The sequence below is a fragment of the Roseovarius sp. TE539 genome, assembly GCF_003298505.1.
Taxonomy (GTDB): domain Bacteria; phylum Pseudomonadota; class Alphaproteobacteria; order Rhodobacterales; family Rhodobacteraceae; genus Roseovarius.
On sequence record NZ_QNGB01000007.1, the window covers coordinates 132,002 to 147,004 of the forward strand.

General features: G+C 64.1%; 15 protein-coding genes. 6 read left to right on the plus strand and 9 right to left on the minus strand.

Annotated elements, in window-relative coordinates:
* Positions 1-11 precede the first annotated feature (11 nt).
* Positions 12-1,388: an FAD-binding oxidoreductase gene (locus tag DQW77_RS07110; protein ID WP_113257494.1), complete on the minus strand. Its 1,377-nt coding sequence runs from the start codon at positions 1,386-1,388 to the stop codon at positions 12-14.
* An 87-nt stretch (positions 1,389-1,475) separates the two neighbouring features.
* Here DQW77_RS07110 and DQW77_RS07115 point away from each other — a divergent pair, with 87 nt between their 5' ends.
* Positions 1,476-3,164: a chloride channel protein gene (locus tag DQW77_RS07115; protein WP_113257495.1), complete on the plus strand. Its 1,689-nt coding sequence runs from the start codon at positions 1,476-1,478 to the stop codon at positions 3,162-3,164.
* A gap of 90 nt (positions 3,165-3,254) precedes the next feature.
* Here DQW77_RS07115 and DQW77_RS07120 read toward each other — a convergent pair whose 3' ends face one another.
* From DQW77_RS07120 to cobS, 5 genes are all read right to left on the minus strand, one after another.
* Positions 3,255-3,596 carry a DUF427 domain-containing protein gene (locus DQW77_RS07120; protein WP_113257548.1) on the minus strand — a complete coding sequence of 114 codons (342 nt, stop codon included), beginning with the start codon at positions 3,594-3,596 and terminating at the stop codon, positions 3,255-3,257.
* A 61-nt stretch (positions 3,597-3,657) separates the two neighbouring features.
* Positions 3,658-5,460, minus strand: a complete 1,803-nt coding sequence (locus DQW77_RS07125) for an aminopeptidase P family protein (protein ID WP_113257496.1) — start codon at positions 5,458-5,460, stop codon at positions 3,658-3,660.
* Between the two features lie 113 nt (positions 5,461-5,573).
* Positions 5,574-6,206, minus strand: a complete 633-nt coding sequence (locus DQW77_RS07130) for a CmcI family methyltransferase (RefSeq protein ID WP_181711210.1) — start codon at positions 6,204-6,206, stop codon at positions 5,574-5,576.
* Positions 6,207-6,304: 98 nt separating this feature from the next.
* Positions 6,305-8,182: a cobaltochelatase subunit CobT gene (cobT, locus tag DQW77_RS07135; protein WP_113257498.1), complete on the minus strand. Its 1,878-nt coding sequence runs from the start codon at positions 8,180-8,182 to the stop codon at positions 6,305-6,307.
* A gap of 88 nt (positions 8,183-8,270) precedes the next feature.
* The gene (cobS, locus tag DQW77_RS07140) at positions 8,271-9,257 is read right to left on the minus strand and encodes a cobaltochelatase subunit CobS (protein WP_113257499.1); all 987 of its coding nucleotides are present in this window, start codon (positions 9,255-9,257) and stop codon (positions 8,271-8,273) included.
* Between the two features lie 152 nt (positions 9,258-9,409).
* On the opposite strand from cobS, the gene DQW77_RS07145 reads away from it, so the two are divergent.
* From DQW77_RS07145 to msrB, 4 genes are all read left to right on the plus strand, one after another.
* The gene (locus DQW77_RS07145) at positions 9,410-9,952 is read left to right on the plus strand and encodes a sigma-70 family RNA polymerase sigma factor (protein WP_113257500.1); all 543 of its coding nucleotides are present in this window, start codon (positions 9,410-9,412) and stop codon (positions 9,950-9,952) included.
* Positions 9,949-10,656: an anti-sigma factor domain-containing protein gene (locus tag DQW77_RS07150; protein ID WP_113257501.1), complete on the plus strand. Its 708-nt coding sequence runs from the start codon at positions 9,949-9,951 to the stop codon at positions 10,654-10,656. Before DQW77_RS07145 ends, DQW77_RS07150 begins: the two co-directional genes overlap by 4 nt.
* A 101-nt stretch (positions 10,657-10,757) precedes the next feature.
* Positions 10,758-11,306 carry a fasciclin domain-containing protein gene (locus DQW77_RS07155; protein WP_113257502.1) on the plus strand — a complete coding sequence of 183 codons (549 nt, stop codon included), beginning with the start codon at positions 10,758-10,760 and terminating at the stop codon, positions 11,304-11,306.
* A gap of 91 nt (positions 11,307-11,397) precedes the next feature.
* Positions 11,398-11,883, plus strand: coding sequence for a peptide-methionine (R)-S-oxide reductase MsrB (gene msrB / locus DQW77_RS07160; RefSeq protein ID WP_258523779.1), 486 nt, complete (start codon positions 11,398-11,400; stop codon positions 11,881-11,883).
* Positions 11,884-11,933: 50 nt separating this feature from the next.
* Here the strand turns inward: msrB and DQW77_RS07165 are convergent, their stop codons facing one another.
* On the minus strand, positions 11,934-12,557 hold the full coding sequence (locus tag DQW77_RS07165; RefSeq protein WP_113257504.1) for a J domain-containing protein: 624 nt from the start codon (positions 12,555-12,557) through the stop codon (positions 11,934-11,936).
* A gap of 72 nt (positions 12,558-12,629) precedes the next feature.
* Here DQW77_RS07165 and DQW77_RS07170 point away from each other — a divergent pair, with 72 nt between their 5' ends.
* A complete protein-coding gene (locus DQW77_RS07170) occupies positions 12,630-12,887 on the plus strand; it encodes a BolA family transcriptional regulator (RefSeq protein WP_113257505.1) in 258 nt (85 codons plus the stop codon).
* On the opposite strand, the gene DQW77_RS07175 is transcribed toward DQW77_RS07170, so the two are convergent.
* Both DQW77_RS07175 and DQW77_RS07180 read right to left on the minus strand, forming a co-directional pair.
* On the minus strand, positions 12,888-13,286 hold the full coding sequence (locus DQW77_RS07175; RefSeq protein ID WP_113257506.1) for a DUF4177 domain-containing protein: 399 nt from the start codon (positions 13,284-13,286) through the stop codon (positions 12,888-12,890).
* Between the two features lie 220 nt (positions 13,287-13,506).
* Positions 13,507-14,880, minus strand: coding sequence for an L-serine ammonia-lyase (locus DQW77_RS07180; protein ID WP_113257507.1), 1,374 nt, complete (start codon positions 14,878-14,880; stop codon positions 13,507-13,509).
* Positions 14,881-15,003 lie beyond the last annotated feature (123 nt).

The following is a 15,003-nucleotide window of genomic DNA, read 5'->3' on the forward strand; positions in this document are numbered from 1 at the left end:
GCGCCGCGGTTTCAGTTGCGTGGCGGCACGAGCTTGCCCGGATTGAGGATGTCGCCGGGATCAAGGGCCTGCTTGAGCACGCCCATGAGTTGCCAGGCATCGCCGTGTTCCGCCTCCATGAAACGCTGCTTTCCGACACCTATTCCGTGCTCACCCGTGGCGGTTCCACCAAGCGCCAGGGCGCGGGCCACCATTTGGTCGGCAACGTGGCGCGCCCGGGCCATCTCGTCCTCGTCATGCTCGTCCAGAAGAAGGACGGCATGGAAGTTGCCGTCCCCGACATGCCCCAGGATCGGCCCCTGAACACCTGCCTCCTCCAGATCGGCCCGCGTGCCTTCGATCGCCTCCGCAAGGCGCGATACGGGCACGCATATATCGGTGACCACGGCACGCGCCCCCGGCCGCAAGGCCAGAATTGCATAAAAGGCATTGTGCCGCATGGTCCAAAGTGCGGTACGCTCCTCCGGACGGGTGGCGCGGTCAAACCCGGTTCCGCCATGCTCCTGCGCGATGTCACCGAACGTTTCCGAGGTCTCCTTGACGCCGCTTTCGGAGCCGTGGAATTCCAGAAGCAGGTGCGGCATGACCGGCAGGTTGGTGCCGGAGAACGCGTTCACCGCTTCGATGCTGGCGCGGTCCATCAGTTCGATACGTGCAACGGGAAGGCCCATCTGTATGGTTTCGATGACGGTTGTGACGGCATCCTGGACCGACGGAAAGGCGCAGACGGCGCTGGCCACGGCTTCCGGCTGGCCGTGCAGGCGCAGCGTGAGTTCAGTGATCAGGCCCAGCGTCCCCTCGGCGCCGACGAAGAGCGACGTGAGGTCGTAGCCCGAAGAGGATTTGCGCGCCCGCGTCCCGGTTCTGATGATCCGCCCCTCCGCCGTCACGACCTCGAGCCCCAGTACGTTCTCGCGCATGGTTCCGTAACGTACAGCGGTGGTGCCGCTGGCCCGTGTGGAGGCCATGCCGCCAAGTGTGGCGTTCGCTCCGGGGTCGATGGGAAAGAAAAGCCCGGTGGCCCGCAGTTCCTCGTTGAGGGCCTCCCGGGTCACGCCGGGCTGCAGCCGAACGTCCATATCTTCCTGGTTGACCTCGATCACCCGGTTCATGCGGGAAAAATCCACGCTGACACCGCCGTGAAACGCCTGTGCCTGGCCTTCCAGCGACGTGCCCACACCCCAGCCGACAACCGGACACCCCTCGGCGACGCAGATCCGGATGATCTCGGCGACCTCCCGGGTGGTCTCGGGGTAGGCGACGGCATCCGGGGGCGCATCGTGAAAATGGGATTCGCTTCGCCCGTGCAGATCGAGATCGGACTTGGACCGGGTCAGCCGATGGCCTAGTAATGCCGACAGTCCGGCGATTGCGTCCTGAATGCCCATTGCGGCCCTCATGCCTGTTTTCGTTCGGCAACAATAGGCCACGGCGCGGTGAGGATAAAGCCCGCCCGGGCAGGTAACGGAAGGCCGATGTCGGAGCCGGGCAAGTCAATCTGGTCCCAGAAATACGCTGCGGCGATCAGCGGGACGCGCAAGGCGTGGCAAGTAATGCTGGACCGGGGGCCAAGCCAGTTCCAGTTCTGGTTGATTGCCCTGGTGATCGGGATTGCGGCGGGCTTTGCCGCGCTGGCGTTTCGAAAGGGCATCACCGCGTTGCAGGGGCTGGCATACGGCACGCAGGATCCGGGGCGCATTCACAGCATAGCCGAGGCATTGCCCTGGTACTGGCTTCTTCTCGTGCCGATCTGCGGCGGCCTTGTCGTGGGGTTGATCCTGCATCATTTCACCGATGACGGGCGTGTGAGGTCGGTCGCGGACGTGATCCACGGCGCGGCGATGGAGGAAGGCCGGGTCGAGGGCCGGGCGGGCCTCGCCTCGGCCGTGGCGTCGCTCGTGACGCTCGGAACCGGCGGGTCCTCGGGGCGCGAGGGGCCGGTCGTTCACCTGGCCGGCGTGATATCATCATGGGTGAGCGAGCGGATCAACGCCGACGGTATCACGGGTCGGGACCTTTTGGGATGTGCCGTTGCCGCCGCGGTTTCGGCGTCGTTCAACGCGCCCATTGCCGGCGCCCTTTTCGCGCTCGAAGTGGTGCTGCGCCATTTTGCCGTGCATGCCTTCGCGCCCATCGTGATCGCGAGCGTCGCCGGCACGATCATAAACCGGCTGGAATTCGGCGACATAACGGAGTTCAGCCTGCCACTGGCCAGCGCCCTTGAGTTTTACGTGGAGTTGCCGGCCTTCCTGATCCTCGGCCTTGTCTGCGGTGTCGTGGCGACGGCGCTCATGCATGCCATATTCTTTGCCGAGGACTGGGCCAGCCATGTCCAGATCCGGCTTAAACTGCCGCGATGGATGCGTCCCGCGCTGGCCGGGGCGCTTGTGGGTGCCCTGGCGATCTGGTTTCCCCACATAATCGGCGTCGGCTACGAGACAACGTCGGCGGCCCTGACAGGCGAGTTGATCCTGCACGAGGCGGTGATTTTCGCGGTCCTCAAGGTCGTGGCGGTTTCAATAACGATTGGCGGACGGATGGGCGGCGGCGTGTTTTCGCCCTCCCTGATGGTGGGTGCGCTGACGGGGCTGGCCTTTGGCCTGATCGCGACCGGGATATTTCCGGACGTGTCCGGATCGCATACGCTTTACGCGTTGGCCGGCATGGGCGCGGTTGCCGCGGCCGTTCTGGGCGCACCGATTTCGACGACACTGATCGTGTTCGAACTGACAGGTGATTGGCAGACGGGGCTGGCGGTCATGGTTGCCGTTTCCATGTCAACCGCCCTGGGATCGCGTCTGGTGCGGCGGTCGTTCTTCCTGACCCAGCTGGAAAGGCGCGGCGTTCGCCTGGCCGCCGGGCCGCAGGCCTATCTTCTCTCGATGTTCCGCGTGGGGCGGGTGATGCGGGCGCCCGACAGCCCGCGCAGCGCCCCGGCCGAACAGTGCTGGGAGTTGATTGAAGACGGCATTTACGTCGATGCGAACGCGACCCTCGAAGCGGCGATGCCGCTTTTCGACAAGGCGGGGATTGTGTTCATACCGGTCGTGTCGCTCAGAGGAGAGGGCAAACCGCCCGAACTTGCCGGGGCGCTGTTTCATGTGGATGCTCTCAAGACCTACAACCGCGCCCTGGCCGCCGTTTCTGCCGAGGAACACAGCTGATCGGCGTCGGCGCTTGCGGTGTGTCCGGCCTGCATGCTTCCCCGGCATGTCATGCGGGCCGAACGTGCACGAAGGTCGTGGCGCGACGGATCAGACCCTTTCGACCGTCACATCGTCGTTGCCGTGGAAGGCGAGGTATCCCTTTATCCGCTCCATACCGTCGAGAGGATTTTCATAGCTCCATGCGGCGTCGTCGATGGTCCGGCTCTTGGTGACGATGGAGTAATAGCTTGCATCCCCCTTGTGCGGGCAGTGGCTGGTGCGATCGCTTTCGTCGAGAAAGGCCGTGGCGATATCCTCTCGCGGGAAGTAGATCACGTCGGGGTAGCCGTCTTCGCTGAGTTCCAATGCATTTCTGCTTTCGCCCAGGACCGCGCCTCCGGCGCGCACCACCCAGGTGCCCTCGGCACTGCGTATCTTGATATCGGACATGTGGTTTCCTTCCATGTTCGCGAGAATTTCAGTGTTGCCCCGACTTCATGACATCCGGGTGTCAAAGCGGTGCAGTCGCTTCCTCCAACCATAGCCGCGCACGCGCCGATAGCCGAGGCCCGATTTTATCGCGGCATTGTGCATGGTAACCGTCCAGCCATTCACGCTCGGGCCGGCAGAGCATGTCAATCTCGACAAGACGGCGGTCAACGGGGACGAAATTCAGGGTTTCAAAGCACAGCTTTCCGTGCTGATCGCCATCGGGCAGGGGGTCGGCGGGTGTCACCACCAGCAGGTTCTCGATCCGGATTCCGAACGCCCCCTCGCGGTAGTAACCCGGCTCGTTCGAGACGATCATGCCGGGCCTTAGGGGAACCTCGCTTATGCGGGACAGGCGCTGCGGCCCCTCGTGGACACAAAGATGCACCCCGACGCCGTGACCGGTGCCGTGGGCATAATCCTGATCGGCCAACCAGAGGGGATGACGCGCGATGGCGTCCAGGTCGCGCCCGGCCAGCCCTTCGGGCCACCGGGTCCGGGACATGGCAATCATGCCCTGAAGCACACGGGTGAAGGCCGCGCGCTCGTCCTCTCCCGGATCCCCGACGGGCAGGGTCCGGGTGATGTCGGTGGTGCCATCCAGGTATTGCCCGCCACTGTCCAGTACCAGGATATCGCCCGCCTCCAGCCGGCGGTTCGAGGTATCGGTCACGCGGTAATGCGCCAGCGCCCCGTGCGGGCCACTGCCTGCAATCGTGCTGAAACTGATGTCCAGCAACTCGCCGGTCGCCCTCCGGCAGGCCTCGAGTTTCTGAACCACGTCGATCTCGGCAAGGGTGCCCTCGGGCTGGTCATCGAACCACGCCAGGAACTCGCACATCGCCGCCGCGTCACGCAGGTGCGCGTTGCGGGTTGCCGCGATCTCGGAGTCGTTCTTGCAGGCCTTGGGCAGGATCGTGGGGTCTTCGCCCCAGTCATGGGCCACGCCGGCCGCGTCGAGCTGTTGCACCACCCATAGCGGGACGCTGCCGCGATCAAGCCGTACCCGGCCCGTGAGACTGCGCAGGCCGGGACCGAAGGCTTCCGGCGGCCGGATTGTCACCTCGTCGCCCAGATGCCTGCGTGCCGCATCGTCCAGCTTCGCCGTCTCCACAAAGAACGTCAGATGGCCGTTCGCGTGAAGGATCGCGAAGCCATGCGGCACCGGGTTGTGCGGAATGTCACTGCCACGGATATTGAGAAGCCAGGCGATCGAGTCGCCCAGCGTAAGCACCGCGGCCTCCTGTCCGGCGGCGCCAAGTGACCGGCCCAGCCTGTCGCGCTTGGATTCGTGTGTTTCCCCGGCGAGGTTTTCGGCATAGGGCACGATCTTTCCGCACGGCGGGGACGGACGGTCCGGCCAGATCCGGTCGACCAGATTTTCCATCGGCTGCAATGTGATCGCGCTGTCGGACAAACGCTCTTCGAGGTCGCCGACCTGCCCGGCGCTGTAAAGCCACGGATCGAACCCCAGGGTGCCGCCATCGGGCAAACCGGCGCGCAGCCAGTCGGCGAGCCGGGTTTCGGGAAAGTCCACTGGGGTTATGACCGTCGTATCCACCTGCGTGCGTGCCTGTTCGCGATAGCGGCCATCCACGAAAAGACCGGCGGTTTCCGCGAGCACTGCACAAAATCCGGCAGAGCCGGTGAAGCCTGTCAACCAGGCAAGCCTTTCGTCACCGGGTGCCACGTATTCGCCCTGATGGGCGTCTGAGCGTGGTACCAGATACCCCGCGATCCCTTCCCGCGCCATGATCTCGCGCAGCGCGGCGATGCGCGGCGGCCCCTGATCGGGGCGGGCGGTATCTTCGAAACTCTGGAACATGGATTTTCCTGCACGCGTCCTGATCCCCGATTGCTAGCCAAGCGCGGCCGGAAGATCAATCGCGCCTTTGCCCGGACCGCCGGGCGGCCGGTCGGCAGGGGCGCGGACGAAGTTCAGATCTTCTTCAGGTAACCATTCGGCGCATAGGTCGCGTTCTGGCCGAACATGTCGCAGTACTGGCGGGCGATTTCGAACATCCCGGGGGCGTTGGCCATGAACTCGGCTATCGCGCGGTTGGGGCCGCCCTGGTAGCGTTCGCTGACCCCCAATTCGTCAAGCAAGCCGTCCTCCATCACCAGAAGGTCCCCAGAGACCATGTGCTGAGCAAGAAAATTCAGTGCGGCAAGGCAGCATGCGTGGGTATGTGCCGAATCCTCCAGAACGAACCAGGGGCGTGGCGCCTCGTGAAGGCCGTGTCTTTCGAAGGCCGGCCAGAGGTTCGTCACGTCCCCTTCGATGAAAATGATCCGATCATCCTGCAGCGCGGGAGGCGTCACGTCTATGGAATGGACGGGAGTGCCAAAGCCGTAGCACTGTAGCAGATCGGCCAGCCACAAGGCGCTCCCGCCTGCATGAGAGCCGATCTCGATCACGGTTCCCGGTTCCAGATCCCAGATCGCCCTTGCCTGGATGGCCATGTCAATCGGGCTTCGCAGGCATGCGATCCCGCGATAGCTATACTGCATTACGCCATCCTGATAGGCGCGCAGGAAGGTTTGCGTGAACGCGGAATCGAACGGTCGCATCGGGAGCCTCCGGCCTTTTCGAAGGCAAGGTTCGCACATGCGCCGCGTCAGTCCAGTCACGGCTGTTCACATGGTCGCGCACCGAAGGAAACGGGCGATCAGCCCGCTTTCTTGATACCCATCATCCGTGCCCGTGCTCTGGGATCGTGATCAAAGAGCGCCGCAAGTTGTTCGGTCATGGCGCCGGCGAGTTGATCGACATCCGTGATCGTAACGGCGCGGTCATAGTAGCGCGTCACGTCATGGCCGATGCCTATCGCCAGGAGCTCCACCTGGCGCCGCCGCTCCACCATCGCGATCACGTCGCGCAGATGTTTTTCCAGGTAGTTGGCGGGGTTGACCGACAGGGTGCTGTCATCGACCGGGGCGCCGTCGGAAATGACCATGAGGATCTTGCGGGCCTCGCGGCGCATCGCCATGCGCCGATGGGCCCATTCCAGCGCCTCACCGTCGATGTTTTCCTTCAGGAGCCCCTCTTTCATCATCAGGCCGAGATTGTCGCGCGTGCGCCGCATCGGCGCGTCGGCGGATTTGTATATGATATGGCGCAGGTCGTTGAGCCGGCCCGGCATCTGTGGCCGTCCCTCGCCAAGCCATGTCTCGCGGGAGCGTCCGCCCTTCCAGGCGCGGGTGGTGAAGCCCAGGATCTCGACCTTGACGTCGCAGCGTTCCAGGGTCCGGGCGAGCACATCGGCACAGATCGCCGCGATCGAAATGGGGCGTCCGCGCATTGAGCCGGAATTGTCCAGCAGCAGCGTCACCACCGTGTCGCGGAATTCGGTATCCTTCTCGACCTTGAAGGAAAGCGGCGTGGTGGGATTGGCCACGACCCGGGCCAGACGGCCGGCATCGAGAATGCCTTCCTCACGGTCGAATTCCCAGGCACGGTTCTGTTGTGCCTGCAGGCGCCGTTGCAGCTTGTTGGCCAATCGCCCCACGGCCCCCTTGAGCGGCTCCAGTTGCTGATCCAGATAGGCGCGCAGACGTTCAAGCTCGACCGGTTCGGCAAGCTCGTCGGCGCGGATTTCCTCGTCATGCTCGGTGCTGAACACGGCATATTCCGGGTCTGCCTCGGAAACGGGTTGCGGCGCGGGCGGTTCCAGCGGCGCCTCGCCCTCGGGCATCTCGGTTTCGTCGCCCATCTCGTCGTCGGCCATGTCATCCATGCTGACCTGCGCCTGGGCAGCATCCTGCTGCTCGTCCTGGGTCTGTTCGGGATCGGCCTCGGCATCCTCGGTGTCGTCGTCTTCTTCACCGCTGCTGTCGGGGTCTTCCTGTTCCTCGGCGGTTTCCTCGGCCTCGTCCTCCTGCTCGTCATCCGGCGCGTCCGGGTCCTCGCCCAATTGGTCGCCATAGCCGAGGTCACGGATGATCTGCCGGGCAAAGCGGGCGAATTCGGCCTGATCTGCAAGCCGCTCCTCAAGGCCGTCCAGAGTTCCGCCGGCTTCCTGTTCGATGAAGCCCTGCCACAGGCGCATGACGTTGCCGGCACCCTCGGGCATCTCGCGTCCGGTGGCCAGATGGCGGATCATGTAACCGGCCGCAACCGGGAGCGGCGCGTCGGCGGCATCGGTGATCTGGTCATATCCGCGCTTGCGGGCGTCCGAGGCTATCTTGGCGTCGATGTTGCCCGCCGTGCCCGGCATCTCGCGGGCGCCGACGGCCTCGCAGCGCGCCGTCTCCATGGCCTCGTACAGGTCGCGGGCCATTTCGCCATCCGGGCTGTAGCGCGCGTGCAGGGACGCATCGTGATACTTGTGCCTGAGCGCCAGAGCATCCGCGGCCCCCCGGGCCTGAAGCACCTCGTCTCGCGTCAACCTTCGACTGACCTGCGGCAGACGCATGGAATCGCCCGAAAGCCCCGCCGGATCCAGGCTGTAGGTGACCGAAAGATCCGGATCGTCGGCCATCACCTTGGTGGCTTCGGCCAGGGCCTTCTTGAAGGGGTCGGCGGGATTGTCGGAGCTGTTGCTCATGTCATTCTCCTTGCCGTTGATGCACGGCCGACCATGACGATGGATCCGGCGACGCCGGCGTCAAAGCGCCTTATCGGCAAGCCACGGATCAGCCCAGGCTCGCGCTGGCCGCCGATTCCGGCAGTTCCTCGTCAAAGCAGCGCTGATAGAATTCCGCCACCGTCTGGCGCTCCAGCTCGTCGCATTTGTTGAGGAAGGTCAGGCGGAAGGCGTATCCGACATCCCGGAAGATCGTGGCGTTTTGCGCCCACGTGATCACTGTGCGCGGACTCATCACCGTGCTGAGTTCGCCGTTCATGAACGCGGTGCGCGACAGATCGGCCACCGTGACCATCTGGCTGACGATCTTTCGGCCTTCCGCCGTGTTGTAGACCGGGTTCTTCGATAGGACGATATTCGTTTCGGCGTCATGGCTGAGGTAATTCAGCGTCGCGACCAGGCTCCAGCGGTCCATCTGGCCCTGGTTGATCTGCTGGGTGCCGTGATAAAGGCCCGTGGTGTCGCCAAGGCCCACCGTGTTCGAGGTTGCAAAAAGCCGGAAGCTCGGGTTCGGCGTGATCACCTCGTTCTGGTCCAGCAGGGTAAGCTTGCCATCGGCCTCCAGAACCCGCTGGATGACGAACATCACGTCGGCCCGGCCGGCATCGTATTCGTCGAACACGATCGCTGTCGGGTTGCGCAGTGCCCACGGCAGTATGCCCTCGTGGAACTCGGTCACCTGCTTGCCATCCCTCAGCTTGATCGCGTCCTTGCCGATCAGGTCGATCCGGCTGATATGGCTGTCAAGGTTGACGCGCACGCAAGGCCAGTTGAGCCGCGCCGCCACCTGTTCGATATGGGTCGACTTGCCGGTGCCGTGATACCCTTGGATCATGACACGCCGGTTGTGGGAAAATCCCGCCAGGATCGCCAGAGTGGTGTCCGGATCGAACTTGTAGGTCGAGTCCACGTCCGGCACACGGTCCGTGCGGTCGGCGAAGCCTTTCACGATCATGTCGGTGTCAATTCCGAACACCTCACGGACCGCGATGTCTTCGGTCGGTTTTGCGTTCACGTCGATGCTCCCATCAGCCATTCGGGGATCCTTCAATACGGTCATCCTGTTCGGTTTCGTGGTGCAACATATTGCGGAGGAGGGCAAGGGGAAGGGCACCCTTGCAGTGGTCGCTGTGGATTGCCGGCCCGGATTCGCGTAACAGGGAGGTCGGAAGCGTTCGGGATTCGCGAATGGAATCGAAGGATGAAATCGAAGCGCAGATCGCTCGTGTCGCCACCGGCGACCGCGATGCGTTTCAGCGTCTTTATTCATCGGTTTCGGCGAAACTTTTCGGAGTGCTGCTGCGTGTCTTGAATGATCGGGCCGAGGCCGAGGATGCGCTTCAGAACGTCTTCGTGAAAATCTGGCACAAGGCGGGCAGCTATCGCGCCAACGGTCTCAGTCCGATGACGTGGCTGATCACGATCGCCCGGAACGAGGCCATCGACCGCCTGCGCCGGCGCCGTCGGCAGGGCGAAGGGATGGACGAGGCCGCACTGGTGGCGGATGCCTCCCCGGGTCCGGAGGAAACGGTGATGCAAAAATCCGACCGCTCGCGGCTGCTCGCCTGTTTCGAGGAACTCGAGGCGGCGCGCGCCGAGGCGGTCCGCCGCGCCTATCTGCAGGGCGAAACCTATGCAGAACTTGCCGAGCGGTTCGACGTACCGCTCAACACGATGCGAACCTGGCTGCGCCGCAGTCTGCTGAAACTGAGGGAGTGCCTGTCGCGATGAGCGATGCGGACCAACCGGACCGGGAAGAGGATATGATCCTCGCGGGCGAATACGCCCTCGGGCTGTTGTCTGCCGACGAGGCGGCGGCATTCGAGGCGCGTCTGTCCCGGGAACCTGAACTCAGGGCGCATTACGCAGCCTGGGCCGAGGATTTCGCACGGCTCGCCGAGGAAGCGCCCCCCGAAACGCCGCCAACGAATGTCCTTGCCGAGATCCGGACGCGCCTGTTCAGACAGGAGCGACCGCCGTCGCTTCTGGCCCGGATCGGCTGGCCGAGGATCGCGGTCGGGCTGGGGGCCGTCGCGGTTCTTGCAGCGGTCGTTTTCGTCAATTCCAACGTGTTTGATCCCGGGCCGGTGCGGCCTCTGGATCCTGGTTTCGTCGCGCAGGTCGAGGCCGAGGATGGCAGCCTGGTGGTTTCGGCTGCGTACGACACGGTATCAGGCGCGCTCTTCGTCGACCGGCAGACCGGCGCGGCACGGCCGGGACGTGATCTGGAGCTCTGGCTGTTAGCCGGTGAAGACCCGCCTGTTTCACTGGGCGTGCTGCCCGATGCCTCCCGCGTCGAATTGCCGGTCCCCGACGACCTTCGCGAAAGGTTGCAGGACGGCGTGCTCGCGATCTCGGATGAGCCCGAAGGCGGGTCACCCACCGGGCAACCGACGGGTGATGTGCTGGCTGCCGGGCCGATCACGAACACGTGATCGCGGAATTCCGGACCGGGTGAAACTCGATCCCCGGTCCGCGCGTGTCTTCTGGCGAGTTCCGGGCGTCGGGTCCGGAACGGTACAGAAGGAGATACGAGATGATTACCAGAACGATTGTTACCACAGCTGCCATCACGCTTGGCGCGGTGTCGGCGATGGCCGAGAATCCCATGGTCGGTGGCGCGCCCATGTATGCTGACAAGACCATTGTCGAAAACGCGGTGAATTCGGCCGATCACGAAACACTTGTCGCGGCTGTCAAGGCCGCGGGTCTTGTCGAAACGCTTATGGGCGAGGGGCCGTTCACGGTCTTTGCACCCACCGATGACGCGTTCGGGCGCCTGAAGGATGGCACCGTCGAGGCCCTGCTGGAACCAGAAGCGAAGGATCAGCTGACACGGATCCTGACCTGTCACGTTGTCGGAGCCGACGCGATGTCGATGGCTATAAAGGGCATGATCGACGACGATGGCGGCATGCACGAGGTGCCGACACTTGGCGGCTGCACTCTCGAGGCCACGTATGACGGGGACGACATCATGCTGGAGGATGAGCGCGGCCGGACCATCAACGTCACGATCGCGGATGTCGAGCAGTCCAACGGCGTTATCCACGTGGTCGACCGCGTGATCCTGCCGCCGATGTAAGCTCAGGTCACGCAAAGTTGTGGGGCCGGCGGCTTGCGCGGCCGGCCCCGGCACCACATCTCAACCAGCAAAGGAGGATCCGATGACATCCATCAAGAGACGCTTCTTTCTAGGCGCCGGCATGGCGGCTTCCGCTGCATTGCCCGGTGTTGCGGTGGCCATGAACCCCGAGCCCGAAAACGGCGGGGCCTTCGAGGTGACCCGAACGACGGCCGAATGGCGCGAGAGGCTTTCGGACATCGAATTCGAGGTGATGCGCGAGAACGGAACGGAACCGGCCTTCAGCTCTCCGCTGCATGACAAGAAGACCACGGGCACCTATCACTGCCGTGGCTGTGATCTCGCGCTTTATTCCTCGAAACACAAGTTTGACAGCGGCACCGGCTGGCCGAGTTTCTATAAGGCGCTGCCCGGGTCCGTGGCGACCCGTCCGGACCGGTCATGGTTCATCACCCGGACCGAGGTTCATTGCAGACGCTGCGGCAGCCACATGGGCCACATCTTCGATGACGGGCCGGAGCCCACGGGCAAACGGCACTGTATCAACGGGGTCAGTCTGGAGTTCAGGCCGGCCTGACGGTCTTGTGCAGCCCCCCGTGCATTCCATCGCGGAGGCGGCCCGCCCGATTACTTGAAATAACGGCTTTCCTTGATCTGGTCCCAGGCCCAGACCACTTTTTGCAACTGCTCTTCCTGGCTTCTGTCTCCGCCGTTCATGTCCGGGTGCAGGACCTTGATCAGCGCCTTGTAGGCCTTGCGGATCTCCGCCTTGGCCCAGGTATCCCCGGCCTCGAGGATCTCGATCGCCTGGCGCTCGGCCGGGGGCAACTTCCGGGTGCCGGTGACAGTCTTGCCGGGATTGCGGGTCGCATTGACGCCCAGAACCTGGTGGGGATCCTCGATGCCAAGGCGTGCCCACGCGCGTTGTTCGGGATCACCCAGACGTTTTGTTTCCCGCTCCCACACCTTGTCCTTGGACATTTGCGCGTTCATCTCCGCCTCGGTGGTGCCGTCGAAGAAGTTCCATTTCAGATTGTACTCGCGCACATGCTCCTGGCAGAACCAGTAATAATCGTCGAGAACGTCCGGCGCCTTGGGCGCCCGGTACTTTCCGGCGCGGTTGCACCCCTCCTTTTCACAAACGCGGGTGGAGGTTTCAGACGCACCTGACATCCCGCGGCGGCCGCGCGGGTTCCGTTTCTTGGCTGAGGAAACGGACATATCGAAACCGAAGGGATCAGACTTTGACATCGCGCACCTTTTCGAGTCGGAGAACAGAGTTTAAGCTACTCGGCGGTGAATTGAAGGGGGGAACGGGAAAATATGAGCCGGGCAGCAGAAATCCGCGAAGCTCTGGAGGCGATGTTCTCGGTTGAACATATTGAAGTCATTGATGAAAGTGAAGCGCATCGTGGTCATGCCGGATATCAGAGTGGAGGTGAGTCACATTTCCGGCTGCGCTTGCGCGCGCCGGAGCTTTCGGCCATGAGCAGGTTGCAGAGGCACCGCGCCGTACATGCCGCCCTCGGCCCCGAACTTATCGGGCGAATTCATGCCCTTGCATTGGAGATCGACGCCTGATCAGGGGCCGCGGGGCGGTGTTTGATGACTCTCCGGACCGTGTTCGCCGGGGGTGTCCGCGTCATCTCCGAATTCAATTTCATCGTTATGTGCCAGCGGGTTGCCGTCTTCCTGCCGGTCTTCGGGTTCCGTGTTGTCGGTTGGCGCTGTGGTGGCGTCATCGGGCTGGTGCGGGCGGAAAAAGACAAGCACGCTGCGATAGACGGTCTGCGAAGAGGTCAAGCCCACACGCTCGGTGCTGGGCAGGATATCGGCACGCTGGTAGTGCCAGCCTCCGGCCGCCATGTCATTCATAACCTCTTGAATGGAATGCGCGAAACGCGCTTCCGCCCCCTTGACGCCCGGAGCTTTCCGGCCCTTGGACGGTGCGGGGATCACCTTGTATTCGTAACGCGTCATGGCACTCCGGGAATTTGCTGCGGGTGGACACTAGCCGGGCCGGCCCCGGACCGAAAGAGGGCGGGCGCAGGAAATCCGGGGCTGTGGCACGGTGGTTTCCCGAACAGTCCCGCCGGATCGCACGGGGGGCGTTGAAGAAAGATCCGGCGCTGCCCGCGCCGGCGCGCTGGCCGGGCGTTCGCGGGGATCGCAACAGCCGCGGCCCTGCCATCCGGGGTGGTCAGCAGTTGGGGATGTTGACGGCGAGCCCGCCCAGAGAGGTTTCCTTGTATTTCTCGCTCATGTCCTCGCCGGTCTGGCGCATCGTCTCGATGCAGGCGTCGAGTGGCACGAGATGCGTGCCGTCGCCCCTGAGCGCAAGCGAGGCCGCGGAAACCGCCTTGATGGCGCCCAGCCCGTTGCGTTCGATGCAGGGCACCTGGACCAGCCCCGCGGCCGGGTCGCAGGTCATGCCGAGGTGATGTTCCAGCGCGATCTCGGCGGCGTTCTCGATCTGGGCGGGCGTGCCGCCCAGCACCGCAGCCAGCCCGGCGGCCCCCATGGCACTGGCGCTGCCCACCTCGGCCTGGCACCCGGCCTCGGCCCCGGAAATGGAGGCGTTGTACTTTACCAGCCCGCCGATCGCCGCGGCGGTGAGCAGGAATTCCTCGATCCGGTCTTCGGTGGCGCCGGGGACGTGATCGAGCCAGTACCTGATCACCGCGGGCACGACCCCCGCCGCACCGTTGGTGGGCGCGGTCACGACCTGCCCGCCGGCAGCGTTTTCCTCGTTCACCGCCATGGCGTAGACGCTCATCCAGTCGTTGATCTTGTGCGGCGCGTTGAGGTTGGTGCCACGCTCGGCCAGCAGCGCGTCATGGATGCCCTTGGCGCGCCGTTTGACGTTCAGCCCGCCAGGCAGGATACCGTCGGTCTGCATGCCGCGGGTGATGCAATCGTCCATCACCTGCCAGATCCGGGCCACGCCGGTGCGCAGGGTGTCGACGCCGCTGCGCGAAACCTCGTTGTCGCGTTTCATCCGGGCGATCGACTTGCCCGATGTCTCGGCCATCTCCAGCATCTCGGCGGCCGACTTGAACGGGTAGGGGACCGGCGGTCCCTCTTCGCTGTCCTTGCCGCGGGCCAGTTCGTCCTCGGTCAGGACGAAACCGCCGCCGACCGAATAATAGGTTTCCTGCAGGATCACGTCGCCCTGCCCATCCGTTGCCATCAGGATCATGCCATTGGCGTGGCCGGGCAGGTTGGGGCCGAAATCGAAGACCAGATCCTCCTTGGGGTGGAACGAAAGTTCGGGCAGGCCCGGCGGGCGCACGGTGTGGGTCTCGCGGATCTGCTCCAGCACCGTTTCGGCCTTCGCCGCATCGTAATCCTCGGGGCGGAAGCCGGCGAGCCCGAGGATCGTGGCCCTGTCGCTGGCATGGCCGATCCCCGTGAAGGCAAGACTGCCATGCAGCGAGCCGCGCAGCCCCGCGGGTGTGAAGGGCGCGTTGCGCAATGTTTCGAGGAATCGTGCGGCGGCCACCATTGGCCCCATCGTGTGGGACGAGGACGGGCCGATGCCGACCTTGAACATGTCGAAGACGGACAGAAACATGCGCGCGCTCCCTTTGTGGCCTTATCTCCGCAGTGCCGCGCCCCTACTTGTCCGAAAGCGACCCTTCAAGGCCGCTCAGCCGCAACCGGGCCCGCGGAGTCGCTGCGCGGGCGGCTCATCGCC

Coding starts and splice junctions, on each gene's coding strand:
- DQW77_RS07110 (WP_113257494.1), bottom strand. CDS start 1,388: ATGGGCATTCAGGACGCAATCGCCGGACTGTCGGCATTACTAGGCCAT.
- DQW77_RS07115 (WP_113257495.1), top strand. CDS start 1,476: ATGTCGGAGCCGGGCAAGTCAATCTGGTCCCAGAAATACGCTGCGGCG.
- DQW77_RS07120 (WP_113257548.1), bottom strand. CDS start 3,596: ATGTCCGATATCAAGATACGCAGTGCCGAGGGCACCTGGGTGGTGCGC.
- DQW77_RS07125 (WP_113257496.1), bottom strand. CDS start 5,460: ATGTTCCAGAGTTTCGAAGATACCGCCCGCCCCGATCAGGGGCCGCCG.
- DQW77_RS07130 (WP_181711210.1), bottom strand. CDS start 6,206: ATGCGACCGTTCGATTCCGCGTTCACGCAAACCTTCCTGCGCGCCTAT.
- cobT (WP_113257498.1), bottom strand. CDS start 8,182: ATGAGCAACAGCTCCGACAATCCCGCCGACCCCTTCAAGAAGGCCCTG.
- cobS (WP_113257499.1), bottom strand. CDS start 9,257: ATGGCTGATGGGAGCATCGACGTGAACGCAAAACCGACCGAAGACATC.
- DQW77_RS07145 (WP_113257500.1), top strand. CDS start 9,410: ATGGAATCGAAGGATGAAATCGAAGCGCAGATCGCTCGTGTCGCCACC.
- DQW77_RS07150 (WP_113257501.1), top strand. CDS start 9,949: ATGAGCGATGCGGACCAACCGGACCGGGAAGAGGATATGATCCTCGCG.
- DQW77_RS07155 (WP_113257502.1), top strand. CDS start 10,758: ATGATTACCAGAACGATTGTTACCACAGCTGCCATCACGCTTGGCGCG.
- DQW77_RS07165 (WP_113257504.1), bottom strand. CDS start 12,557: ATGTCAAAGTCTGATCCCTTCGGTTTCGATATGTCCGTTTCCTCAGCC.
- DQW77_RS07170 (WP_113257505.1), top strand. CDS start 12,630: ATGAGCCGGGCAGCAGAAATCCGCGAAGCTCTGGAGGCGATGTTCTCG.
- DQW77_RS07175 (WP_113257506.1), bottom strand. CDS start 13,286: ATGACGCGTTACGAATACAAGGTGATCCCCGCACCGTCCAAGGGCCGG.
- DQW77_RS07180 (WP_113257507.1), bottom strand. CDS start 14,880: ATGTTTCTGTCCGTCTTCGACATGTTCAAGGTCGGCATCGGCCCGTCC.